The 24,990-nt window shown below is 58.4% G+C and carries 17 protein-coding genes; 5 read left to right on the plus strand and 12 right to left on the minus strand.

The window, feature by feature from the left end; translation table 11 throughout:
* Window positions 1-307: 307 nt before the first annotated feature.
* The 12 genes from M0G74_RS10130 to M0G74_RS10185 form a co-directional block, all read right to left on the minus strand.
* On the minus strand, window positions 308-1,141 hold the full coding sequence (locus M0G74_RS10130) for a peptidoglycan DD-metalloendopeptidase family protein (protein WP_248216460.1): 834 nt from the start codon (window positions 1,139-1,141) through the stop codon (window positions 308-310).
* A 205-nt stretch (window positions 1,142-1,346) separates the two neighbouring features.
* Window positions 1,347-2,303 (minus strand): DUF368 domain-containing protein, encoded by a 957-nt coding sequence (locus M0G74_RS10135; protein ID WP_160154048.1) that lies wholly within the window; start codon window positions 2,301-2,303, stop codon window positions 1,347-1,349.
* Window positions 2,303-2,974, minus strand: a complete 672-nt coding sequence (locus M0G74_RS10140) for a protein-L-isoaspartate(D-aspartate) O-methyltransferase (RefSeq protein WP_248216461.1) — start codon at window positions 2,972-2,974, stop codon at window positions 2,303-2,305. Before M0G74_RS10140 ends, M0G74_RS10135 begins: the two co-directional genes overlap by 1 nt.
* 159 nt (window positions 2,975-3,133) lie before the next feature.
* A complete protein-coding gene (locus tag M0G74_RS10145) occupies window positions 3,134-4,138 on the minus strand; it encodes a tRNA pseudouridine(13) synthase TruD (RefSeq protein WP_248216462.1) in 1,005 nt (334 codons plus the stop codon).
* Window positions 4,131-4,616: a 2-C-methyl-D-erythritol 2,4-cyclodiphosphate synthase gene (gene ispF, locus M0G74_RS10150; protein ID WP_248216463.1), complete on the minus strand. Its 486-nt coding sequence runs from the start codon at window positions 4,614-4,616 to the stop codon at window positions 4,131-4,133. The genes M0G74_RS10145 and ispF overlap by 8 nt, the downstream gene beginning before the upstream one ends.
* Entirely contained in the window at window positions 4,613-5,389 is a 777-nt protein-coding gene (gene ispD / locus M0G74_RS10155) for a 2-C-methyl-D-erythritol 4-phosphate cytidylyltransferase (RefSeq protein WP_248216464.1), read from the minus strand. Before ispD ends, ispF begins: the two co-directional genes overlap by 4 nt.
* Window positions 5,386-5,688, minus strand: a complete 303-nt coding sequence (locus tag M0G74_RS10160; protein ID WP_248216465.1) for a septum formation initiator family protein — start codon at window positions 5,686-5,688, stop codon at window positions 5,386-5,388. Before M0G74_RS10160 ends, ispD begins: the two co-directional genes overlap by 4 nt.
* A gap of 231 nt (window positions 5,689-5,919) precedes the next feature.
* Window positions 5,920-7,206 carry a phosphopyruvate hydratase gene (gene eno, locus M0G74_RS10165; protein ID WP_248216466.1) on the minus strand — a complete coding sequence of 429 codons (1,287 nt, stop codon included), beginning with the start codon at window positions 7,204-7,206 and terminating at the stop codon, window positions 5,920-5,922.
* A gap of 126 nt (window positions 7,207-7,332) precedes the next feature.
* Complete coding sequence (kdsA, locus tag M0G74_RS10170) at window positions 7,333-8,178, minus strand: 3-deoxy-8-phosphooctulonate synthase (RefSeq protein WP_160154054.1); 846 nt, start codon at window positions 8,176-8,178, stop codon at window positions 7,333-7,335.
* 140 nt (window positions 8,179-8,318) lie between these two features.
* Entirely contained in the window at window positions 8,319-9,947 is a 1,629-nt protein-coding gene (locus tag M0G74_RS10175; RefSeq protein WP_160154055.1) for a CTP synthase, read from the minus strand.
* A gap of 124 nt (window positions 9,948-10,071) precedes the next feature.
* The gene (gene tilS / locus M0G74_RS10180) at window positions 10,072-11,397 is read right to left on the minus strand and encodes a tRNA lysidine(34) synthetase TilS (RefSeq protein WP_248216467.1); all 1,326 of its coding nucleotides are present in this window, start codon (window positions 11,395-11,397) and stop codon (window positions 10,072-10,074) included.
* A 127-nt stretch (window positions 11,398-11,524) separates the two neighbouring features.
* Window positions 11,525-12,697, minus strand: a complete 1,173-nt coding sequence (locus M0G74_RS10185) for a helix-turn-helix domain-containing protein (RefSeq protein ID WP_248216468.1) — start codon at window positions 12,695-12,697, stop codon at window positions 11,525-11,527.
* Window positions 12,698-12,887: 190 nt separating this feature from the next.
* Here M0G74_RS10185 and M0G74_RS10190 point away from each other — a divergent pair, with 190 nt between their 5' ends.
* From M0G74_RS10190 to M0G74_RS10210, 5 genes are all read left to right on the plus strand, one after another.
* Complete coding sequence (locus M0G74_RS10190; RefSeq protein WP_248216469.1) at window positions 12,888-15,029, plus strand: carbohydrate-binding protein; 2,142 nt, start codon at window positions 12,888-12,890, stop codon at window positions 15,027-15,029.
* A 296-nt stretch (window positions 15,030-15,325) separates the two neighbouring features.
* On the plus strand, window positions 15,326-18,052 hold the full coding sequence (locus M0G74_RS10195) for a TonB-dependent receptor (protein ID WP_160154059.1): 2,727 nt from the start codon (window positions 15,326-15,328) through the stop codon (window positions 18,050-18,052).
* A gap of 198 nt (window positions 18,053-18,250) precedes the next feature.
* Entirely contained in the window at window positions 18,251-20,575 is a 2,325-nt protein-coding gene (locus M0G74_RS10200; protein ID WP_248216470.1) for a glycoside hydrolase family 3 N-terminal domain-containing protein, read from the plus strand.
* Between the two features lie 93 nt (window positions 20,576-20,668).
* Entirely contained in the window at window positions 20,669-23,239 is a 2,571-nt protein-coding gene (locus M0G74_RS10205; protein WP_248216471.1) for a carbohydrate-binding protein, read from the plus strand.
* Window positions 23,240-23,463: 224 nt separating this feature from the next.
* A complete protein-coding gene (locus tag M0G74_RS10210; protein WP_248216472.1) occupies window positions 23,464-24,918 on the plus strand; it encodes a sugar porter family MFS transporter in 1,455 nt (484 codons plus the stop codon).
* Window positions 24,919-24,990: the final 72 nt, after the last annotated feature.

Here is a 24,990-nt window from a genome sequence, read left to right on the forward strand (position 1 = left end):
GGGTGAAAGATCGGCTCTGGAGCCAAATTCCAGATGATCGTGACGTTGTGCTTCCATTTCCCCAACTCCTTGTACTTTGCCTGTATCAGCCGCATCTAAAGCTTGCGATCGCTGAACAACCGGTCGCTGTCGACGCGACAGCCTCCGTTCCTGGCAACTCACCTCCGTTGGTGAGTCTTGTCACTGCAGGGCAGTTACTGCCGATCCCGGTGACTACCTCAAGTGGTTATCAATAAAAGTCCATTTTTATTACACAACAGCGTAAAGACAGGCAGATACTCGCACCGACTAACCAACACTGAGCAAATCAAGGTAGGTAGGCCATGGGGTCTACCGGCTGACCATTCCGACGAATTTCAAAGTGGAGCATATCGCGGTCGGTACCACTTGAACCCAGTTCCGCTATCCGTTGCCCCGCCTTGACCGCCGTACCCTCGCCAACAAGCAACTTGTCGTTGTGGGCATAAGCACTGAGGAACTCCTCGCTGTGCTTGATGATCAGAAGCTTGCCGTAACCTCTCAGTGCGCTTCCGGCGTAAATCACTGTGCCATCCGCTGCTGCCTGAACAGATTCCCCCTTTTTCCCGGCGATATCAACACCCTTTCGCAGGGGGTCGTTGGGCTGGAAGCGGGCAAGCACCCGGCCCCGCACTGGCCAGTGCCAATTTATGTCAAATTTGTTTCTGGCCGAATTTGACGATTTTTTTGCCACCTTGACCGGCTGTTTTACTACTTTAGGCGGAGGCTTTCTGGTCACTTTTACCGGCTGCTTCGCCGCAACCTTTGGCGCTGCTGTAGCCGCTACAGGTACACGCCCGGTGAGCTGCAGACGTTGCCCAGGGAAAATGCGATAGGGCGAAGGAATGCGATTGATCGCCGCTAAGTCTTTGAAATCCTTACTATATCTCCAAGCGATCGAATAAAGCGTCTCGCCTTTGCTGACAGTGTGATGCTGGATTCTCTGACTGGGCGGTTGATTTAAAGATGAGGTGGGCGCCAGATTACTGGCACAGGATACGACGCCGACACTCAGGGTAAGAATGACAAAAACCTTACGCGCCAAAAGGGACAAATGGCGCACATTGCGTGGCCAACTTTCCGATTTAGAGCCTCCAGAGTGTCGATTAATACGCCGTTTCATTATTCTCTTTTTACATCAAAGGGGTGCATTTATGGAAAAAGTGTCTAAAGAAAACTGCTTTTTTCGCACTTGCAAGCGATAGAAAAATTGGCACTTTCCCCGGAAAACGACCAATCGTATTTTCGGGGGAAATCCCTGGTAACAGACCTGCAAGTCAGCCGGAAATTCCCGGTAATCCAGCGGCAACCAGGATGTCAGATTTCAGTCACGACGCTTGTACGACTTTTCCTACATTGCGCCAGTGCAACCACTCGATGGCCAGAACCAGCGCCACTGCGGAAAGCGCGGCCAGTGTCGCACCCACTATATAGGAAGGCTGGCCAGCCACCGCGGCGAAATCTGCCGGAAGCGCGTTAGACATCATCGGTGCCAGCTTTCCACTCGCCAGCTCCCCTGCCATGGCGTCCGTAGGTAATTTCCAGGGCCAAACAATTTTCAGGCTACCCAGCAACACTCCCACCAGAAACGACAGAGTTATTGAGGGAAAGCGGTGCATCAACCAGGACAGCAGACGACTGAACAGTAACAAACCACTGGCTGCGCCGGCGCCAAACCATACAAGCGCGCCCAGCTGCAACTGATGCACAGCCGCAATCACCTGGGGGTAGATCCCGATCATCAGCAAAATAAAGGAACCGGAGATTCCAGGCAGGATCATGGCGCAGATCGCCACTGCACCGGAAACAAAGAGTGTTGTCGGCGTAGCGGTTATCTCGGTGGGACGCATTTCACTCACCAGAATAGCGAGCGCGATGCCCAGCACTACCGCCAGGCCACATTGCCAGGTCCACTGCGGAACCCGCCGGGCAATGGGCACTACCGAGGCCAGGATCAATCCGAAAAAGAAACTCCAAACCACAATGGGGTAATTCGCCAGCAGGAAACTGATCAATTTGGCGAGACTGAAGATGCTGACTAGGATGCCCGCAAACAGCGCCAGCAGGAAGCTGCCGTTCACCTGCCGCCAGGCCGCCGCGAATCCCTCGCGCAGCAGGGTGGTCAGGGTGTGGGGGCCGATACGACTGAGGGAATCCAGCAACTCTTGGTAAATACCGGTGATAAAAGCAATCGTGCCGCCGGACACACCGGGCACGACATCGGCAGCGCCCATCGCCAACCCCCGGGCCGCGACACCCCAGTAACGGCTTCGAAACAGAGACATCAGCGTACTACCCCACTCAACAAGGGCACGAAGCGCACTGGCTCAGCCTTTTCCACATCAAAGCGACTACCGTCCTCACTGCGAGTGACAATCGTCAGGTACTGGCGGTCACTGCCTACCGGAATCACCAGCACGCCACCCGGGGCCAGTTGCTCGCGTAACTCATCGGGAATACTGGCCGGGGCTGCGGCGCACAGAATCGCATCATAGGGGCCCTGCTCCGGCCACCCGAAACCGCCGCTGCTGAGGCGCATTTCCACATTGAAGATACCCAGCTCGCGCATTCGCTGACGGGCCTTGATCAACAGTGGCTCGACCCGTTCTACCGAATAGAGCTTATCCACCAGGCGGGCAAGAATGGCGGTCTGGTAACCGGAACCCGCTCCCACTTCCAGCACGCGTGCACGTGAGCGCGCCCGGCTCATCAGGAGTTCGGTCATGCGGGCCACGATATAGGGTTGGGAGATGGTCTGACCGTAACCGATGGGCAGCGCCGTGTCTTCGTAGGCGCGAATCGCCAGGGCCTCGTCCAGAAACAGGTGCCGGGGGGTGGATGCCATAACATCCAACACCTCTTCATTGCTGATACCTTCGTCTCGCAACCGCTGAATCAGGCGATTGCGAGTGCGCTGGGAGGTCATGCCCAGGCCTTCGTGTTTAAATCGGTCCATAAGAACGCACAGTCTCCCTGCAAGCGAAGCGCCGTTGCCCATTCCCCAAGCAACCCCTAGAAAGCTCCAACATCTAGATGGTTCCAATAATAAGGTGATGACGCCTTCGACGACTGGCCGGGGTCACCACTGTGCCACCGGTCACATTTTTGTTGTCGTTTATTTTATTGTGGGAGCCGACAGATTGGCCAGCTCCGCAAGCTCCCGCACTACCGCAGTGGCAAACGCACCCGGCGGCAGGGCAAATTCCAGGATCAGTTGATCGTCCTGCCACTGATGGCGAAAGCCTTCGGGCACCAATACCAGCGGGCGCCGCTCCTGGCTGAGACCGCAGTGCTCCAGCCAGTCACACCAGGGTTTCCACTGCGCCATTGCCGCATCCTCGAGCGCCAATTGGGCGGCGGTGGCTGGATTGCGCCCTCGGCCCCAGAGCGGGCCTGTCGCCGCGGTCTCGGGCTCCCCTTCGAGCACCTGCTGCCAATTGCCCTGTTCTACCCGGGCTGCCAACACATGATTGAACAGCCAGCTGCGCCCTGCCGACATGGCGAACGCCTTTTGATTGCGGTTAACTTTCCGACGTTTCCCCGCCGCTTCATCGGCAACGAACCTTTCTACCAGGTCCAGGTTACCGCCGCTGTGGCCAAAACGCTGTTCACCAAAATAGTTGGGTACACCCCGGGGTATCTGCTGCAATACCTGCTCGGCCGCTTCCCGGTCACCGCTGACATTGCGCAGGCAAATCCGGAAGCGATTGCCAATATGTTCGCCCCGGCGCAATTTGCGCGGCCCGCGAAAATGCTGGAGAACCTGTATTTCATCATTCTGGATCTGCGCCCAATCCGGTTCCGGCTTTTGCGCCAGCCATACACTGAACCATTGGGTGGTCACGGCGTGGCGATCCTTGAGCCCGTAGTACCCAGCGTCGTTGCTTTGTACGCCTGCCAGTTGTGCCAGCTGCTGCGCCACATAACCAGTGTTCGCGCCGCGCTTACGGATCAGGAGATAGACATGCTCCCCCTCCCCCGCCTGCGGAGCGGCCAATTCGTCGACGACAAAATCTTCCGGCTCGCAACGGAAGTCGCCCGCAATGGCACTGCCACCGAGGGCCCGGGGCCAGTCCAGATTCCAGTTTTCGTTTGGGCTTTCTTTACCAGGTTCAGTCACGGAGCGATTCCAGTAGTACGACCGCCTGTGCGGCGATACCTTCTTTGCGGCCAGTGAAGCCGAGTTTCTCACTGGTAGTGGCTTTGACGCTGATGGCATCGGCCACTACCTGGCAGTCGGCAGCGATATTTTCACGCATGGCGACAATATGCGGGGCCATCTTCGGGGCCTGGGCAATCAGGGTGGTATCGGCGTTGACCAGGCGATAGCCGCGTTCGTGAATCAGCCCGATCACGTGGCGCAGCAGCGCGCGACTGTCGGCACCGGCGTAGACAGCATCGGTATCAGGAAAATGCTTGCCGATATCCCCTAGGGCCAGCGCGCCGAGCAAGGCATCGGCCAGCGCGTGCAGGAGTACGTCACCATCGGAGTGGGCGACCAGCCCCTGTTCGTAGGGAATGGTGACGCCACCGAGGACGACGTGATCACCGGGGCCGAAGGCGTGGACATCAATGCCCTGGCCGATTCTGAGACTCATGAAGGTGTTCCTGTCTGAAATTGCTCTGATGGGTGCCGCAGCAGTGCCTCGGCGAGGATCAGGTCCGCCGGGTGAGTGACTTTAAAGTTACTGCGGCAAGCGGCAACGAGTTCCGGCTGATACCCGGCCAGTTCCAGTGCACTGGCTTCATCGGTGATGGCCTGCGGTGTTTGTGTGAGGCCCTGGCGCAGGCACTCGTGCAATAGTTGCAGCGGCGCTTTTTGTGGGGTCTGGGCGAGCCAGATCTGTTCTCGCGGCAGGGTCTGGGATACCAGTACTTTGCCCTGTCCGCTCCCCTTATTCCCAATCTGTTGCCCGGCCTGTTTTACGGTGTCGCTGGCGGGCTGGGCGAGTAGTGCTATGGGGTCAGCGTTGAGGAGTTTTTGAATATCGCTGACGCTTACCAGGGGGCGCGCGGCGTCGTGCACCAGTATGGGTGTTTCTGGCGGAACCTTTCCGATCAGGTAGTCGAGGCCTGCGAGTACGGAGTCTGCACGCTCTTTGCCGCCGATGACGATTTGGATTTTTGCATCGCGGGCCTGGGTCAGGGTCTGGAATTCCTGGTCGTCGGCGGCGATGGCGACGATGATGCCGGCCAGACCAGGCCAGCTAAGAATATTTTCCAGTGTGTGGGCGATAAGGGGTTTGCCGTTGAGTGGCAGGTATTGCTTGGGTTTATCGGCACCCATACGTTTGCCGGAGCCGGCGGCGGGTACTATGACCCAATAGGGCGTCCCGATAACTTCGGGGGCGCTGTATTCGGTGGCGGTCATTGTTTTTCTCGCGATGGTGCTTTTTTGTCGGGGTCGAGAAAAATAAAGAGGGTTTCGCCTTCTTTGATAAGGCCGAGATCGTAACGGGCTTTGGCTTCTACGCCGTCGGTGCCCTGTTTGAGGCTTCGGACTTCGCGCAGCAGTTGGCGGTTTTCACGCTCAAGCGCGGCGTTTTTCTGCTGCTGTTCGCCGAGTTGGCGTTCCAGTCGGGTCACTTCTGCAAAACTGCCCTCGCCCACCCAAAGTCGGTATTGGGTGACCAGCAGCATTACGGTGAGGATTGCCAGCAGCCATTTCATCTATTGCGTTCTCTTCTGGCTAAAGTGGTCCGATGTTTTCGGATCTTGTGGCGGCTCCGCCGCCGGAAGTTGTTTGCGAGACACGCCGTAAACCCATCCATGGGGGCTCGGCTGCGGCCGTCCTGGCCGCAGACGGTCTCGCAAACAACTTCCGGCGGCGAAGCCTTCGCATCAAAGCGCGTAAAATCGAGCTTCGATGCAAGATCTAGCCAGTTTACCGGGCTTCAGTTCTTACTTGAACTCAGCAATGCCGCGGTAAGGCGCTTGGCCTTCCAGCTCGGCTTCGATGCGCAGCAGACGGTTGTACTTGGCTACGCGGTCGGAGCGGCACAGGGAGCCGGTTTTGATCTGGCCAGCAGCGGTGGCAACGGCCAGGTCGGCGATGGTGGTGTCTTCGGTTTCACCGGAGCGGTGGGAGATAACCGCGGTGAAGCCAGCGTCTTTGGCCATTTTGATCGCGTCCAGGGTTTCGGACAAAGAGCCGATCTGGTTGAACTTGATCAGGATGGAGTTGCCAACGCCTTTTTCGATGCCTTCTTTCAGGATCTTGGTGTTGGTGACGAACAGGTCGTCGCCGACCAGCTGTACTTTCTTGCCGATTTTGTCGGTCAGAATTTTCCAGCCGTCCCAGTCGCTCTCGTCCATGCCGTCTTCGATGGAGATGATCGGGTAGTTTTCAGAAAGTTCCTGCAGGTAGGACGCGAAGCCTTCGCTGTCGAATTCTTTGCCTTCGCCAGACAGGTTGTACTTGCCGTCTTTGTAGAATTCGGAAGAGGCGCAGTCCAGGGCGAGGGTGATGTCGTCGCCCAGTTTGTAACCGGCGGCTTCGACAGCTTCAGCGATTACCTTCAAGGCACCTTCGTTGGACGGCAGGTTGGGGGCGAAGCCACCTTCGTCACCTACGGCGGTGTTCAGGCCCTGGGAAGACAGGACTTTTTTCAGGGCGTGGAAGATTTCAGCACCCTGACGCAGGGCTTCGGCGAAGGTTTTGGCTTTCACCGGCTGAATCATGAATTCCTGGATGTCGACGTTGTTGTCGGCGTGCTCACCACCATTGATGATGTTCATCATCGGCACCGGCAGGGTGTACTGGCCAGGGGTGCCGTTTACTTCGGCAATGTGCTGGTACAGGGGGACGCCCTTGGAGATGGCGGCAGCTTTGGCGGCGGCGAGGGAGACAGCCAGGATGGCGTTGGCGCCCAGCTTGGATTTGTTCTCGGTGCCGTCGGCGTCGATCATGACCTGGTCGAGTGCCCGTTGATCGGTAGCGTCTTTGCCTACCAGCAGACTGGCGATTTCGCCGTTGATGTTTTCAACCGCTTTCAGTACGCCTTTACCCAGGTAACGGCTTTTGTCGCCGTCGCGCAGCTCGAGGGCTTCGCGGGAACCGGTGGAAGCGCCAGAGGGTGCGCAGGCAGAACCTACCGCGCCGCATTCCAGGATGACATCGGCATTAACGGTGGGGTTACCGCGGGAATCTAAAACTTCAAACGCTTTTACAGCAACAATCTTGCTCATTTCTACAACGGGCTCCTTGTTAAATTAGGAAATAATATTTCTGTGAGGTTTGGACTTGGAGGCCGCCTTGTGGGGGCCACTCGTTTTAGTTATTCGGTACTCGATTAATGATTATTGAATCGCTGCTTACTTGGTATCCAGCGGTTCGAAATTCTTCACCAGGTCGTCGACGGCTTTCATCTGTGCCAGGAACGGCTCCAGTTTTTCCAGCGGCAATGCACTGGGGCCATCGCACAGGGCTTTTTCCGGGTTCGGGTGCGCTTCCAGGAATAGGCCGGCGATGCCGATCGCCAGGCCGGCACGTCCGAGCTCTGTCACCTGGGAGCGGCGGCCTCCGGAAGCGGCGCCACCGGGGTCGCGCATCTGCAGCGAGTGGGTCACGTCGAAGATCAGCGGGGCACCGCCAGTGGAATCGATCATGGTGCGGAAGCCGAGCATATCCACGACGAGGTTGTCGTAGCCGAAGCAGGCACCGCGCTCGCACAGGATGATCTTTTCGTTACCACCTTCCGCGAACTTCTCCACCACATTTTTCATCTGCGGCGGGCTCATGAACTGCGGCTTTTTCACGTTGATTACCGCACCGGTGGCGGCCATAGCGGCAACCAGGTCGGTCTGGCGGGCGAGGAATGCGGGCAGCTGGATCACATCTACCACTTCGGCCACGGGCGCGGCCTGGTGTGGCTCATGCACGTCGGTGATCAGGGGGACGCCGAAGGTTTTTTTGATTTCTTCAAAAATTTTCAATCCCTCTTCCATACCCGGACCGCGGTAGGAGTGGATCGAGGAGCGGTTGGCTTTGTCGAAAGAGGCTTTGAAAACGTAGGGAATACCGAGTTTATCGGTCACATTGACATAGTGCTCAGCCACTTTCATGGCCATGTCGCGGGATTCCAACACGTTCATGCCGCCAAACAGGGTGAACGGTCTGTCGTTGGCAACCTGCAGGTTACCCACTGCGATTGTTTTCATTCTTTCTCATCCTGAGCCAGATTGCCTCTGGTCATCGCGTCAAATCATTTATTCAAGTGAGCGGCAGGCGCTGCTTGGTCACACGCGCTTGCCGCCCACTCTATTTGCAACTTAACAGCTCGCTTGTCGCTATCTGTACGTTACGATTTCTTGTGAGCCAGCGCCGCCGCCACGAAGCTTTCAAACAGAGGGTGGCCGTCACGCGGGGTGGAGGTGAATTCCGGGTGGAACTGACAGGCCACAAACCAGTTGTGCTCGGGCAGTTCAACCATTTCCACCAGGGTGTCGTCCGCTGACCAGCCACCAATTTTCAGGCCGGCCTGCTGCAGGCGGTCAACGTAGTTGTTGTTGACTTCGTAGCGATGGCGGTGGCGCTCTACGATGACGTCTTTACCGTAAATTTCCCGGGCTTTGGAGTCTTTCGCCAGTCGACACTCCTGACCACCAAGGCGCATGGTGCCGCCGAGATCGGATTTTTCATCGCGCTTCTCGATATTGCCTTCACTGTCGATCCACTCGGTAATCAGACCGATGACCGGGTGTGGGGTCTTGGCGTTGAACTCGGTGCTGTTGGCACCCTCGAGTCCCAATACGTTGCGCGCGTATTCGATCACGACAGACTGCAGGCCCAGGCAGATGCCCAGGAAGGGGATATTGTTTTCACGGGCGTAGCGCACCGATTCCAGCTTGCCTTCCAAGCCGCGTTCACCGAAACCGCCAGGAACCAGAATGGCATCGGCACCCTTGATCAGGTCGAGGCCATTCTCGCCTTCCACATCTTCGGCGTTGATGTAATCAATATTGACCTTGGTGCGGTTCTTGATGCCCGCGTGCACCAGGGATTCAATCAGGGATTTGTAGGCGTCCAGCAGCTCCATGTACTTGCCGACCATGGCAATCTTGATTTCGTGCTGCGGGTTCAGCTTGCCATCAACCACCGCATCCCATTCAGACAGGTCCGGGGCTTCACACTCCAGCTGCAGCTTTTCCACCACAATGGCATCGAGACCGTAGCCGTGCAGCATGCGCGGCACGCCGTAGATGGTTTTGGCATCGGGCAGCGGCACTACCGCACGCTCTTCGACGTTGGTGAACAACGCAATCTTGCGGCGGGAATCATCATCAATGGCGCGTTCGGAACGGCACAACAGGATGTCCGGCTGCAAGCCAATGGAGCGCAGCTCTTTTACCGAGTGCTGGGTGGGCTTGGTTTTCGTTTCACCGGCAGTGCCCAGGTAAGGCACATAGCTCAGGTGAATAAGCAGGGCGCGATTGGTGCCCATCTCCACACGCAATTGGCGTACGGATTCCAGGAACGGTTGGGATTCGATGTCACCCACGGTGCCGCCGATCTCGACGATGGCGACGTCCACATCGCGGCCGCCTTCGATCACACGACGCTTGATCTCGTCGGTGATATGCGGAATAACCTGAACGGTACCGCCCAGGTAATCACCACGACGCTCTTTGCGCAGTACGGTCTCGTAGACGCGGCCGGTGGTGAAGTTGTTGCGCTTGGACATGCGCGTACGGATGAAGCGCTCATAGTGGCCCAGGTCCAGATCCGTCTCGGCGCCATCTTCGGTCACATAGACCTCGCCGTGCTGGAAGGGGCTCATGGTGCCCGGGTCAACGTTGATATAAGGGTCAAGCTTCAGAATCGTGACTTTGAGGCCACGGGCTTCGAGGATTGCGGCCAGAGAAGCGGAGGCGATACCTTTCCCCAATGAGGAAACCACGCCGCCAGTGACAAATATATAGCGCGTCATGCAAAACCTTGGTCAGTTGAATGCCCGACGAGTACGGGCGTGCGGGACTGGCTCAGGGGCGCGAAGTCGCGCTTCCTAGTGCCTTTGAGATGGGACGCCAGACTACCAGAAAGCAGTTTTCTGCTCAATCTAAAAACCGCCAGATTGGCGGCTGTGACGGCCCATCCGGTGTAGTGAAGAGATCGCCCACTGCCACCAGGGCCTCGCCCCGGTAGACCAGCGGTACCCGGTCCCGCAGCCAGGGAGGAAGACCATACTCCTGAAGCAGCTTTTTCAGGGTCTGGGAGTGATGACGCTCTCGCGGTTTGGCCCGTTCGCCACCGACACGGAAGCGGACCTGGTAGTCGGCCACAGGCCAACCCTGGCTGGGTGCCAGCGCCCAGCTCCCCGGTAATATCAGTTCGCCAGATCCATCCCACTGGCCATTCCACTTCCCATTCCACTTGGCCTCACCCCCATCAAACCCGTTGAGAGGCTGCAATTGTGGTGTGAGAAACAAGCGATCGCGATAGCGGCGCAATACCCGCTCACCCAGGGTTACTTCAGGCACGGCATCATCGGCGGCTTCTGCCTGCCGCAGCGCCTGATCCAGATGTGCGGCTTCCGGCATTACGGAACCTACTCGCCCCAACCAACCGCGCAGTAAGTTCTTGCGACGCGCCTTGGTAAGCACAGAGAAGTTAACCAGATCAATACTGTGGCCAAATCGCTCCTGCCGGCACCCACACCGCTGCAGGTCTTCACTTGCCAGTTCATTTAACAGGTCTGCCGCTTCGCGCAGATTCTCTGACGCCTGTTCCACCCGAACCTGCAGCGGCCAACGTTCCGTCAAAGAAGAAAGCACCTGACTGCGAAGGTAGTTTCGGTCGATCGAGAGATCCGCGTTGCTCTCGTCCTCAACCCAGGCCAGCTCGTGCTCGCGGGCGTAAGACTCCAGTTCCGACCGAGTTGCCCTCAACAAAGGCCGCAACAGGCTCCTGCCATCACGCTTACGCCCAACAGGGCGACACTCGGGCATTGCGCCAAGCCCGAGTACTCCAGCGCCACGCAATAATCGTAAAAAAAAGGTCTCCGCCTGATCATCGCCATGATGGGCCAACAGGATCTGGTCGCCCGGCGCCATACACTGCTCGAATGCCAGGTAGCGGGCGTTCCGCGCGCCCTGCTCCAGACCGCCATCTGACCGATCCACACGCACTTCGCGGGAAACAAAAGCAACACCGAGCTTCAGCGCCTGCGATTCACAGTGGACTTGCCACTCCGCCGCCCGCTCGCTCAATCCATGATGAATATACAGCGCTGTGACCGGGATCCCGGCGCGCGCCAACAGATGCAATAGCACCGCGGAGTCCAGCCCACCGGAATACCCCAGCCACAGCTTCCCCGCAGAGGGGTGACGCAGCAAACTGCTGCGCAGCAGTTCGGTGAGCTTGGAGGACAATTCAGACATGGGGCTTACGAGGGGTCCGGTAAAAAAGGGGCCAGTAAAGAAGGGGCCAGTAAAAGAGGAAAGCGCAGATTATAACCGCCCATCAGGGCTGATGGGCGCTCGCCTCTTCCTCTATTCCCGCTGAACCCTAAGCCCCCAGGGGAGTCGCATCAGCCCGTCGGTACTGTGACGGTGTCATACCAGCGGCCTTTTTAAAGAAGGTATTGAAAACCGACTTGCTGTTAAAGCCAACTTCCAGATAGATATCGGTAATCGTCTTACCCTCCCCATCGGCACTCCGCAGCAGGCGCATGGCTTCCTGAATGCGGTAGCGATTGATGAACTCGTAAAAGTTCACCTCGAAGTGCCGGTTGATAATCATCGACAGATCCCGGGTAGGCACTTGCAAGCTCTCCGCCAGCAGGTCGATGGTCACATCCGGCTGAAGATAGAGCTTGCCTTCGTGCATCTTGCGATCAATCTCTTCCGCCAGCGCCGGATTGCACACCTGCTCACCCGCGGCTTTGCGCGGCTTTTCCGGCTCGCGTAGTGACTCAAAACTGGCGAAATAGCGCACACCGGTAAACACCAGCAGGTTCACCAGTACGAATACGGTGTAGTACCCGGTGAGTCCGATCTTCTCGAACACCCCCAGGTCGTAATGCTGATACAGGCTGAACATCTTGGCGATGCTCAGCACCACCTCCATCAGCATCACCAGCATAAACCCGAGCACCTGGGTACGAATCCAGGTCACGTCGACTTTTTCCACATTGGAGTGGGTGCTTTTCAGACGCTGGGTGTATTTCACGATCAACAGCAGCGACCACAGGCAGTAAGCCACACGCAGCCCCTTGCACAAAAACTCCACCAACACGTAATGCCAGCCGTACACTAGGGTTTCGCTATTGATCAGAATCAGGCGTTCATCCAGTGGTAAACGGAAGAACACAACACTCATATACACCAGCGCAAACACAAACGGTAGCAGGTGCACTCCATCGCGCGGGCGCAGGGAAAAGTCGCGGAAGATCAAGGATTTCACACAAAAGAACAGCAACATGCCATCCAGGTAATAGGCGAAACCACCGAGGAAATACACCTGCGGCAACCACTCGCGTACGGCAAATTTGAACTCGGCGCCCCAAAGCACCAGTTCGTGCAACGGAATAAAGGCGTGGGCAAAAAGGAATGCTGCAAGAAAGTAGGTACTTATCTGTTTGCTGGTATTGGTAGCCAGCAGCAGCACCGCAAAAAATAGGCACTGCATGGCCGTCATCAGCAGAACGACATCGTGAAAATTAAACAGAACCTGGCTCATTTTTATGATTTTTATCCAGTGAATCGGGGACGTTTGAATGCCGCGCGGCAGCCGAACGGGTTCGACTGATCGCATACCGCACATTTCACGCCGTCAGAACGACGCAGGGTGCGCTCCCCTCTTAGGGTGCGGATGGCGATTTATTCGCCTTTATCTCTCAACATCTCAACGCATAATAAAGGAAAGCATGATGAGATTTAACTCCGCAAACAGGCTCGGCAGTCTATTGATACTGCTGGTCTTATTGTCCTCGTTTACCGCCGCCGACAAGGCGCAGGCCCAGTATGTCCACACCGACGGAACCCAGATTGTGGACGGTGACGGCAATCCCATTCATCTGAACGGTATCAACCTCGGCAACTGGCTGCTGTGGGAAGGCTACCTGATGATGGGTGACTTCAACTACCGCACCCATACCCAGTTCCTCAATAGCCTCGCCAACACTTTTGGCAGCATGGCACAGGCGAAGGAGTTTGAGCACCAATGGCGGCTCAATTACGTGACCGAGCGGGAGATCGCAGACCTGAAAAGTCTCGGCTTCAACACCGTGCGGGTGCCCTTCCACTACAACCTGTTCTGGGAAAACGGGCAATTGTCGGACCACGGCTTCCGGTACTTCGACCGCCTGATCGACTTCTGCCGCACCCACGACATTTATGTGCTGCTGGATATGCACGCCGCCCCCGGTTACCAGAACCCCGGTGACCACAGCGATAATATCGACTCCAACGCCGGCCAGCCGCGGGATTCGGTGAAATTCTGGGATGGCAACAATGTTCAGATTGCCAGCCAGGTGTGGCGACACATTGCCAACCGCTACAAAAATGAGCCAGTGATCTGGGGTTACGACCTGATCAACGAGCCCGTGCCCCAGGCAGGGCGCGAGTACGAGCTGCTGCCATCGCTGATCGCCATGCGCGACGCCATCCGCGAAGTTGATACCAACCACGCGATCATCGCCGAGGGCAGCTGGTGGGGATCGGATATGCAGAAGATCGACTGGACCGATGCCGATACCCAGACCAATACCGGCATCAGCACTCGCTGGGATGACAATCTGGTATACCAGACCCACCACTATGTATTCGGCAATACGGGCTGGATCCCGGACCTGTACCCTCGCGCGGACCGCACCAACAATATGGGCGTTCCAATGATCCTTGGGGAATACGGGGAGGACACAAACGACATCATCCGCCAGCTCACCGATTGGTCCGTCAACAATATCGCCGGCCAATTCCCATGGTCGTTCAAGAAGATGAGCCACGACCGCACCCTGTGGACCATTGCCCCCAACAGCATCTACAGCCAGGTAGTGAACTACATCAATCATGGCGGCACACCGCCGGCCAACGCCTATGCGGGCATGATCGATTTTGCCCAGAACCATATCGGCAACGGCGCGAGCAACGTGAGCTGGCACCAGGGTTTTTACGATGCCATCAAAACTAGTGGTGGCAGCACCCCACCTCCTGCCGGCTGTGATACAGCCAATCCGCAGAGTAGTGAGCGCATCGAAGCAGAGAGCTACTGCGCCATGTCTGGTATCCAAACGGAGGACACCAGCGATAATGGCGGCGGTCAGAATGTCGGTTGGACCGATAGCGGCGACTGGCTCGATTATCGAGTAAACCTGCCCGAAAGTGGTGAATACACACTGACCTACCGCGTTGCCAGCACCGCCAATACCGGGCAATTACGACTACTAGCCGGTGGTACTCAGGTCGCCGACACCAGCCTGCCCAACACCGGTGGCTGGCAGAACTGGCAGTCCGTTTCCACCACCGCGAGCCTGAGCGCTGGCGTCCAGACTCTGCGCCTGCAGGTGGCGGGCCCCGGTTTCAATCTCAACTGGTTTGAGCTGGCAGTGAACGGCGGGGAGGAAGAACCCGTGGACCCCACCCCACCGCCATCTGGCGACATTGCCGATGGCGAATACCAGATCCGCAACCTGGCCAGTGGCCTGTTTCTGGGCGTTGCCAACAATGCCACCAGCAACGGCGGCAATGTGATTCAGGGGGGTAACCAGTCCTGGCAGGTCACCCTGCTCAGCGACGGCAACTACCGGATCGAAAACAGCTACAGCGGACTGGCTCTGGACGTGCAGGATGTGTCCTCCAGCAACGGCGCCAATATCCAACAGTGGGAGTACGGCGGTGGTGACAACCAGCACTGGATCATTGAGCCGGTTTCCGGCAACCAGTTCCGTATCTTGTCCGCCATGAGCGGAAAATCCCTCGATGTTCAGGATGGCTCCACCAGCGCCGGCGGCAATATCCAGCAGTGGACCTATCACGGTAATGACAACCAGCTGTGGCTGTTTGAAAACTAACCAGCCGCTACCAACTCTCTCTTAATCCGCTCTTTTTTGGGCCGCAGGAACCCCTCCCGCGGCCCTTTTTTTCGATATTCTCGCCGACACCCATCCCACCCGAGAAAAACATCTAAGCCATTGATTTTCCGACATTTACGAGACGTTCGAGTAGACGTAGGATAGTCGAACGCCAAAAAAATCCCGTTTTTTGCGTTCGAATAACCGCATCCGGACGCCCACCCCCACGGCATTTGGCAAATTTCCTCCGTCGCCCACATTGGCGACCGAAAACAATAAACATGAGAGGAATACCGATGAAGAGACTGCACAAGCCTCTGGCGCTCTCCATAGCGCTGGTGAACTCCGGCTTCGCCTTTGCTCAAGAAGAGGCGCAACAAGACGCGCCAGAAGAAACTCAGAGTGCGTACGCCACCACCGCCCTGGAAGAAGTGACCGTCACCGCCACCAAGCGCGAAACCAACCTGATGGAAACCCCGATTTCCATTACCGCCTTTAGCCAGGAAAAACTCGACCGCGAGGGACTGACCAACGTCAAGGACATGGCGCAGATGGTGCCGAACATGGAGATTTCCATGGACTCGTCCCAGACTGCCCCGGTGGTTGCCATGCGCGGCGTGCGCTCCACCAACATCACCGAACTGGGCGATCCTTCCGTAGGCCTGCACCTGGACGGTATTTACTCACCCCGCCCCCAGGGCGCCATGGCGTTGATGTTCGACGTGGAGCGGGTGGAAGCCATGCGCGGCCCCCAGGGCACGCTGTTCGGGCGCAACTCCACCGTGGGTAACGTCAACATCATTTCCAAACGCCCGGACTTCAACGAGTTCGATGCGTCTGTCGGCATCGAGGCCGGCCGCTGGAATCACCAGCAGACCCGCGGCATGATCAATATCCCGGTGAGCGAAACCTTCGCCCTGCGCGCCTCCTTTATGCAGGAAACCCGCGACTCCTATCTCGACGGCTATTACGACCCCAACCAGTGGGACGTGCGCTACCTGCCGGAAGAAGTCCAGAACGCTCCGGTCTATACCGGTGCCGACGAAGACCGCAGCCTGCGCCAGCGCGAACGCTGGGGAGATGGTGACGTGCAGGAGCTGGTAAAAGCCGATCCCTCCGACTTCTACAACAATTCCGACCAGTACGCCTTCCGCGTCAGCGCCCTGTGGGAACCCTCCGAGTCCCTGTCGTGGATGCTGGCCTACGAGCAATTCCAGGATAACAGCGCCGGTGGTGCCGACACCCTCAACTGTGACATGGCGGCGAAGCGCATCCGCAAAGACGGCGACGGCAACTATCTCGATGCCGACGGCAATATCTCCGGTGTGCCGGTGCCCGGCCAGCTGGGTTGTGAAAGCGTGTACGGCCCCGGTGCCGATGACTACACCGTGAACGTCAGTGTGCCCGGGTTCCTCGACCTGAGCATCGACTCGGTGCGCTCCAACATGAGCTGGGACGTCTCTGACGAAATCGCCCTGGTGTACAACGCAGGCTGGGCCGAGCAGGTGCGCTCACAACACTCTGACCAGGACCGCGGTATCACCGGCTGGGATATGTCCATCTTCTTCCGCGATGCGACCTTTACCTCCCAGTCCCACGAGATCCAGCTGCAATCCACCGGTTCCGGCCCGCTGCAGTGGATCGCCGGCGCCTTCTATTTTGAAGAAGACAACAACATGCAGGGTGGCTGGATCAACAGTGGCCAGAATGCGGACTACTGGAACCAGCCCAACCGCACCCTCAAGTCCCAGGCCTTTTTCACCCAGGGTACCTACGCGGTCACCGACCAGCTGAACCTGACCTTGGGTGTACGCTACACCGAAGACACCAAGCAGGATGTGGGCGGCCACAACATGACCTGTAACGGTGACACCATCAATCCGCAAACCGGCGAAGCTTGTTTCCCGGCCTGGGACCGCAATGCGTTTAACCAGTTGCCCCCAGACTACTTCTACGATCCGTCCATTTACACCACCGTCAGCGACAACCAGACCAAGGGCAGCTGGGACTTCACCAACTACCGCGTAGGCCTGGACTACATCGTCAACGACGAACTGATGGTGTTCGGCTACGTGGCCAACGGCTTCAAGTCCGGCGGTATAGGCGACGTCTTTGTGCAATACGAGCAGGACCCGCTCACCGCGGAATACGACCTGGATGCCAATGGCGATCGTATCGTCAAGCAGCGTCACCAGAATACCTACGATCCGGAGGTAGTAACGACGTACGAGCTAGGTACCAAGGGCACCTATCTCGATGGCAGCCTGAACCTGATGGCCACCCTCTTCTACAGCGACTATGAGGATATGCAGGCGGCCTCCGCCAAGGGCATCTTCCCCTATTACGTGGAAGAGCGGGATGACCAGAGCGGTGAACTGACTGGCGAAATCACCACCGAAACCCAGACCGTTTTCCAGACCGCCAACATCGGCAGCGCCGCCATCAAAGGCCTGGAGATCGAGTTTGACTGGGCGCCGATCGAGAACGGTCGCTTCGACGGTTACGTGACCTGGCTGGATACCGAAATCACCAGCGATTTTATCTACCACTGGGATTTCGCCGCCACCGACCTGTTCGAAGTGGATCACGGTGCGGCCACCAATCCAGACAACGACGCCATGAAGGTCAACCTGAAAGGCAACGAGCTGGCGGCGTCACCAAAACTCAGTGCCAAGCTGAACTACACCCATACCTTCCGTTTCAACAACGGCTTCGCGATTGTCCCGCACCTCAGCTACTTCTGGCGCGACAAGTCGTACCACACCTTCCAGAACGTGGATAAACACTACGACGCTTTTGCCACGGAAACCCCCGATGCGTTCAGCGATGTGCGCCCGGCATTCCACAGTGTGAACAGCACTCTCAAGCTGGAAGCGCCGGATAACAAATGGAATGTGGAAGCCTTCGTCTACAACCTCACCGACCAGCGAGAAACCTACTGGGCCGGTGGCGGCGATGGCCTGATCAAGGGCCCGGTTTCCATGCCGCGCTTCTACGGCGTACGCGGTAATTACAACTTCTAACCGCGACAATATCTAAGCGCAAAAAGCGCTAACCCAAAAAGCGATCGTCATCTTCGCTTGTCTCTCTTGCCTCCACCCTACGCGGTGGGGGCCTTTTTCCTACGTCTCCCTTAAAAACGGGAAGTCATCAGGAAGCGTACAAGCGAACCGATGTCGGCACAGCAGTATCCGAGAGACAAAAGTACCAGAGTGAATACCATGAAAAAGCATCCCCTTTATGTCGGCGTTATGGCCGGGCTTCTTTCGCTCGCCACCACCCTGCCCTTGCAAGCCGCCAATGAATCCGTGGCGCCAACGGCAGTTGCGCAAAGCCAGCAACAAGACGCCATCGAGTCCCAAATTCAACAGCTGCTCACGCAGATGTCCACCCAGGAAAAAATCGGCCAGCTGGCCCTGCGGGACTGGGGCACCTTTGGCGCCGCTGATATGAAGGTCATCAAACAGGCGGTGCGCGAGGGGCGCGTGGGTGGATTCCTGAACGTCAATTTCAGTTCCGTCGACCAAAACGCATTTGAGGAGCTGCAACGCATCGCCGTGGAAGAAAGCCCGCTGGGCGTTCCGCTGCTGTTTGGTCAGGACGTCATCCACGGTTACGAAACCATCTTCCCGATCCCACTGGGCCAGGCCGCCAGCTGGAACCCGCAGCTGATCAAAGACGGTGCACGTGTCGCCGCCCAGGAAGCCAGTGCCGACGGTATCCGCTGGACTTTCGCCCCCATGATCGACATCAGCCGCGACCCGCGCTGGGGCCGTATCGCCGAAACCCTGGGTGAAGACCCCTATCTGACCTCTACCTTGGGCGTGGCAATGGTCGAAGGTTTCCAGAGCGACAATCTCGCCGACCCCACCAGCCTCGCCGCCTGCGGCAAACACTTTGCCGGCTACGGTGCTGCCGAGGGCGGTCGCGATTACAACAGTGCCTATATTCCCGAGCGCCTGCTGCGCGATATCTACCTGCCGCCGTTCAAGGCCAGTATCGACGCGGGCATGCAGAGCATCATGAGCACCTACAGCACCCTGAACGATGTGCCCGGTACCGGTAGCCCTTTCCTGTTCAAACAGATACTGCGCGACGAATGGGGCTTTGACGGCTTTGTGGTGAGCGACTGGAACGCGGTGATGGAGATGGTGCCCCACGGCTTCGCCCGCGATGCCAAACACGCGGCCACCCTCGCCGCCAACGCCGGTATCGATATGGAGATGCACACCGATACCTACGAGAAGTTCCTGCCGCAGCTGATGGATGAAGGGAAATTCTCGGAAGCCCAACTCGATACAGCGGTAGCCAATATCCTACGAGTCAAGCTGCGCCTGGACCTGTGGAACCACCCCTACCCCCGCGCCACATCCAAAGCGGAGCGCGACCAGATCATCCGCAATGACCAATTCCTGAACACCGCCAAAGCCGCCGCCAAGGAAACTTTCGTACTGCTCAAGAATGACAACCAGGTACTGCCGCTGAAGAAAGGGCAGAGTGTCGCGGTGATCGGCCCCCTGGCGGATGCCGCCCACGACCAGCTGGGCACCTGGATCTATAACGGTGACAAGAAGTACTCCCACACCCTCCTGCCAGCCCTGCGCGACATGGTGGGTGACGATGGTGAAATCCTGTTTGCCGCTGGCCTCGACTACAGCCGCGACATCAGCACACGCGGATTCAGGGCCGCGCTCAAAGCCGCGAAGAAAGCCGATGTGATTCTATTTGTGGGCGGCGAAGAGGCGATCCTCTCCGGCGAAGGCCACAGCCGTGGCGACATCCGCCTGCCCGGTGCCCAGGCCGAGCTGGTGGCGGAACTGGCGAAAACCGGTAAACCCCTGGCGATGGTGTTGATGGCGGGCCGCCCGCTGCAACTGGATCAAACCCTGGAGCAGGCCGACGCGGTGATGATGGCCTGGCACCCGGGCACCATGGCCGGGCCAGCGCTGGCGGATGTACTCTATGGCGAGACCTCCCCATCTGGCCGGCTCCCGCTCAGCTGGCCGGTAGGCGCGGGGCAGATTCCGATTTACTACAACCACCTGGCCACCGGTCGACCGGCAACGGACGATAACTACACCCGTATCGACAAGATAGGCCGCGAGGTTTTCCAGCACCAGCCGGGCAACTCCTCCAACCAGCTGGACTACGGACACAAACCGCAATTCCCGTTCGGATATGGACTTACCTACAGTACCTTCGAATACAGCAATCTAGTGCTCAGCAGTCGCGAGCTGGACGGTGATGGCCAGCTCACCATTTCCGCCACCCTCACCAATGCCGGCAAGGTCTCCGCCACAGAAACCGCGCAGCTGTATGTGCGCGATCTGGTGGGCAGCGTGTCGCGGCCGGTGCGTGAACTGAAAGGCTTTGAGCGCATCACCCTCGCCCCCGGCGAATCCCGCGAAGTGGACTTCACCCTGAAGGCCAGCCAGTTGGCGTTCCACAACGCACAGATGCAGCCGGTGATCGAACCGGGGGAGTTCCGCGTGTGGGTCGCCCCGGACGCGGAATCCGGCCTGGAAGGCGGCTTTACCCTGCGCTGACCGAAACACCAAAAAAACATAAAACAATAATTCCGGCATTCGCAGTGCCACTCCGCGCGGCTCGCGGGGTGGCGCTGCCAAGGAGAGAAAACCATGCGAGTGCATTCACCCGCTGCGCCGCTGGCGCGCGCTCACCGATTACTGTTGCCGATATTGGCCGCAGTATTTACCACACTACTCCTCACTGCCTGCGGCAGCAGTGACAGCGACACTTCCACACCAGAACCTGAGCCTCTGCCAGAACCGCAACCAGAGCCGCAACCCCAACCGGAACCCGAGCCCCCCAGCTTTACCCGCCTGCAAACCGAGGGGACCCGCTGGATCAATGCCGACGGCGAGCAGGTACTGCTGAAGGGCGTCAACCTCGGCAACTGGTTATTGCAGGAGTTCTGGATGATGGGCCAGAGTTCGGAGGCCGTGAACGATCAGTGTACGCTCGAAGGCATCTTCGATAGCCGTTTCGGTTTCGCCGAACGCGAGCGCCTTATGGACCTGTTCCGGGACAACTGGATTGGCGAGCGAGACTGGGACCTGATCGAGTCTTTCGGCTTCAATGTGGTACGCCTGCCATTTATCTGGAACCTGATCGAGGACGAACAGAACCCCATGCACCTGCGCGACGATGCCTGGCAGTATCTCGACAGTGCCATCGCACAAGCGGAAGCTCGCGGCATCTACGTGATCCTCGACCTGCACGGCGCAGTGGGCGCCCAGGGCTGGGAGCACCACAGCGGCTGTGCCGGGAAAAACCTCTACTGGGACACCCCGGAATACCAGGCACGGACCGAGTGGTTGTGGCAGCAGGTCGCCAGCCGCTACGCCGATCGCCCTGCGGTTGCCGGCTACGGTGTATTGAATGAACCCTGGGGAACCACGCCGGATAATCTCGCAATGGAAGCCGGCGAACTCTACGATGCCATTCGCGAAGTCGACGGCACCACCATCGTCATTCTTCCGGGCCACTCCGCCGGACTCGACGCCTACCCCAAACCCGCCGATGCCGGACAGACCAATGTGGCCTTTGAAATGCACTTCTATCCCGGCATTTTCGGCTGGGGCGAAATCGGCTACCCGGTAAACCGCGACTGGCTGACCTGCGGTGAAGACGGCAGCGGCGGCGTCTGCGCGTGGGACGAAAAACTCCGACAACTGGACGCCCCCTTCCTGATTGGCGAATTCCAGCCCTGGACCGGCCTCGGCCCAGAACTCGGCGCCCAGATCACCCGTGCCACCTACGACACCTATGCCAGCTTTGGCTGGGCCTCCACCGCCTGGTCCTACAAACTGATCACCCATCAGGGGGGCGAGGGTAATGGCACCTGGGGCCTGGTCACCAATGAGCAGGGGCTCGGCCTACTGGCCAAAGCGGATACCTGGGCCTGCCCCGGCTGGGATAGCGCCCTGGAAAGTGCCTGCGGCAGTGCACGCAGCAACTTCACTCCGGATCGCGCCGGCGCGCAGACCTATTTTCTGGTGGTGAAATTCGGCAGCTGCTGCGACGGCGCGCTGGATGCCAGTATCGACAGCCTCAGTATTGTCGACACCGAGACCGGTAATGAACTGCTCGCCAATGGCGGCTTCGGCAGCGAAAGCGGCTGGACAAGCTGGTACCAGAGCGCGCCGCCGACCCTGAACTTCAACGCCACCGATGCCGCCCTCACCCCCACCGGCAGCGATGGGCCGGTACTGCACATGAGCGGCGCGGCGGACGTCAATGGCGGCATCTACCAGCCGGTTACCCTGGAGTCCGGCAGGAATTACCAATTCTCCGGGGTGTTCAGGGACAATGGCAGTACCAATGCCTGGGCCGAAATCTATCTGGTCGCGAGCCAACCGGTAGATGGCACCGATGTACTGGCGGAGGGGCCTTTTGCCTCGCTGGACTTCAACAGCGCCCCCAAGGAAGAGATTGAGGCCCTGTTCCGGGCTTTCGGTAGCGTCCCCTATGACATCCACGAGACCGCCCGGGAAGCATTGACGGCGGAGACCGGCCCGGACCTCTTCGACCTGCCTGCGGCACCGACGCAGCTGGTGCTGGCAGAGACCACAGCGGGCACTGAACTCAGCTGGAGCGCCAGTGACACCGCGGACATTGATGGCTACAACATCTACCGCTCCACCACATCGGGCAGCGGATATACGCAGATTGCAGGCCCCGTTGCCGGTACCACCTATACCGATGAGAGTGCCGCAGTGACCTATTACTACCGGGTGACCGCGGTGCGCGGATATGCCGAGAGCTACCCGGGCAACGAGGTGGCAACCGCCGTGGTGGCCCAGAACCTACCCGGACGTATCGAGGCGGAAACCTTCAGCGCCATGTCCGGCATCCAGCTGGAAAACTGCACCGATAACGGAGGCGGTCTTAATGTCGCCTGGCTGGACCCGGGTGACTGGCTGGAATACCGAGTCTCCTCCCCCACCGCGAGCACCTATACCATCCACTATCGATTGGCGAGCGGTGGTGGCAGCAACGGCTTCAGTCTGTCGGTGGATGGCGGCGACATTGCACATGCGGTGGCGGTACCGGACACCGGGGACTGGCAGGCCTGGACCACCGTGGAGGCCACGGTGGAGTTACCGGCCGGTGAATCCGTGTTGCGGCTGGATGCCACAGACGGCGGCTGGAATCTGAACTGGCTGGAGGCCGCCAAAGTCCCCTGAAAGTGGTGACTGTCCCACTTCATTCCGGAATAAGTGACAAAGTGGATCAATTGGGGCGTCCGATTTTAAGTTTTATCGCAAAGTAGGACGCTTTTCGCCGGTATACACGTCAACATAGCGACTCCCCCAAACGGGAGCCTATAAAAATACAACAAGGCAAGTGGGTACCCTGTTGCCCGCGAGTCTAAGTAAAGTAACAACAATAAAAATGCAGGTAACCACCCATGCAAGCGATTGAGAACTCCATCGACGGACTTCAGGGCAGTGCCCAAAGCCGTCAAGACGCCCCTCCACTCCCCTTTATCCTGCTGATCTGTGGTGTTGCCACCATTGGCGGCTTCCTGTTCGGTTTTGACAGCGGCGTGATCAACGGGACCGTCACCGGGCTACAGCAGGCGTTTAACTCCAACACCGCCGGTACCGGATTCAATGTGGCCTCCATGTTGCTCGGTTGCGCCGTGGGCGCCTTCTTTGCCGGACGCCTGGCGGACCTTTGGGGCCGCAAAACCCTGCTACTGATCTCCGCCGTTTTGTTTGTGATCAGTGCCTGGGGCTCAGGTATCGCCAGCAGTTCGCCGGAGTTCGTGTTTTATCGCATTCTGGGCGGCCTCGCGGTGGGTGCGGCCAGCGTGATGTCACCGGCGTACATCAGTGAGATTGCCCCGGCGGCGATTCGTGGGCGTCTGATCACCATCAACCAGATCGCGATCATTTCTGGCCTTTTCACTGCTTTTGTCAGCAACTACTGGCTGGCCAATACCGCCGGCTCCGCAGTGAATGAGTGGTGGATGGGCTACAGCGCCTGGCGCTGGATGTTCTGGATCGAAATCGCTCCGGCCACCCTGTTCTTCCTCGCCCTGCTGCTGATTCCGGAGAGCCCCCGCTATCTGGTGCTGTCCAAACAAACCTCCCGCGCCACCGAGGTGCTGCGCAAGCTGTACGGCGAAGCAGCGGTTGAGGAAAAGCTGAAAAGCATCCGCGAATCTGTGGCCGGCGATCACCGCCCGCGCATGTCGGACCTTCTGGAAAACGCTGGCCAGCGCGTAGGCAAAGTGCGCAAGATCGTGTGGGTCGGCATCGGCCTGGCGGTATTCCAGCAGTTGGTCGGCATCAACGTAGTGTTCTATTACGGCGCGGTGCTGTGGCAGGCGGTGGGCTTCTCCGAGTCCGATGCCCTGCTGATCAACATCATCTCTGGCGGCGTGAGTATTGCGGCCTGCCTGATCACCATGGTCCTGATCGACAAAATCGGCCGCAAACCGTTGCTGCTGGTAGGCTCCATCGGTATGGCGGTGACTCTCGGTCTGGTGGCCTTTGCCTTCGCCAACTCTTCCGTGGTGGACGGCAAACTGCAACTGTCCCAGAGCATGGGCATGCTGGCACTGATTGCCGCTAATGCTTACGTCTTCTTCTTCAACGGTTCCTGGGGCCCAGCCATGTGGACCATGCTCGGTGAAATGTTCCCCAACCAGATCCGCGGCTCTGGTCTTGCGGTCTCCGGCCTGGCCCAGTGGGTAGCCAACTTCGGCATCACCATGACCTTCCCGATCATGTTGACCAGTATCGGCCTGGCGGGCGCCTACGGCATTTACACCCTGTTCGCCCTGTTGTCTGTCGCTTTTGTGCTCTACATGGTGCACGAGACCAAGGGCCTCGAACTGGAACAAATGAAAGGCTAAATGAAAGCCTAAACGGGGCCGTTTCCGGCGCATTGTGCGTCTTATCAACGGAGAAGTGAGCCTGCACTCCCA

The sequence above is a fragment of the Microbulbifer sp. CAU 1566 genome (genome assembly GCF_023156515.1).
GTDB lineage: Bacteria > Pseudomonadota > Gammaproteobacteria > Pseudomonadales > Cellvibrionaceae > Microbulbifer.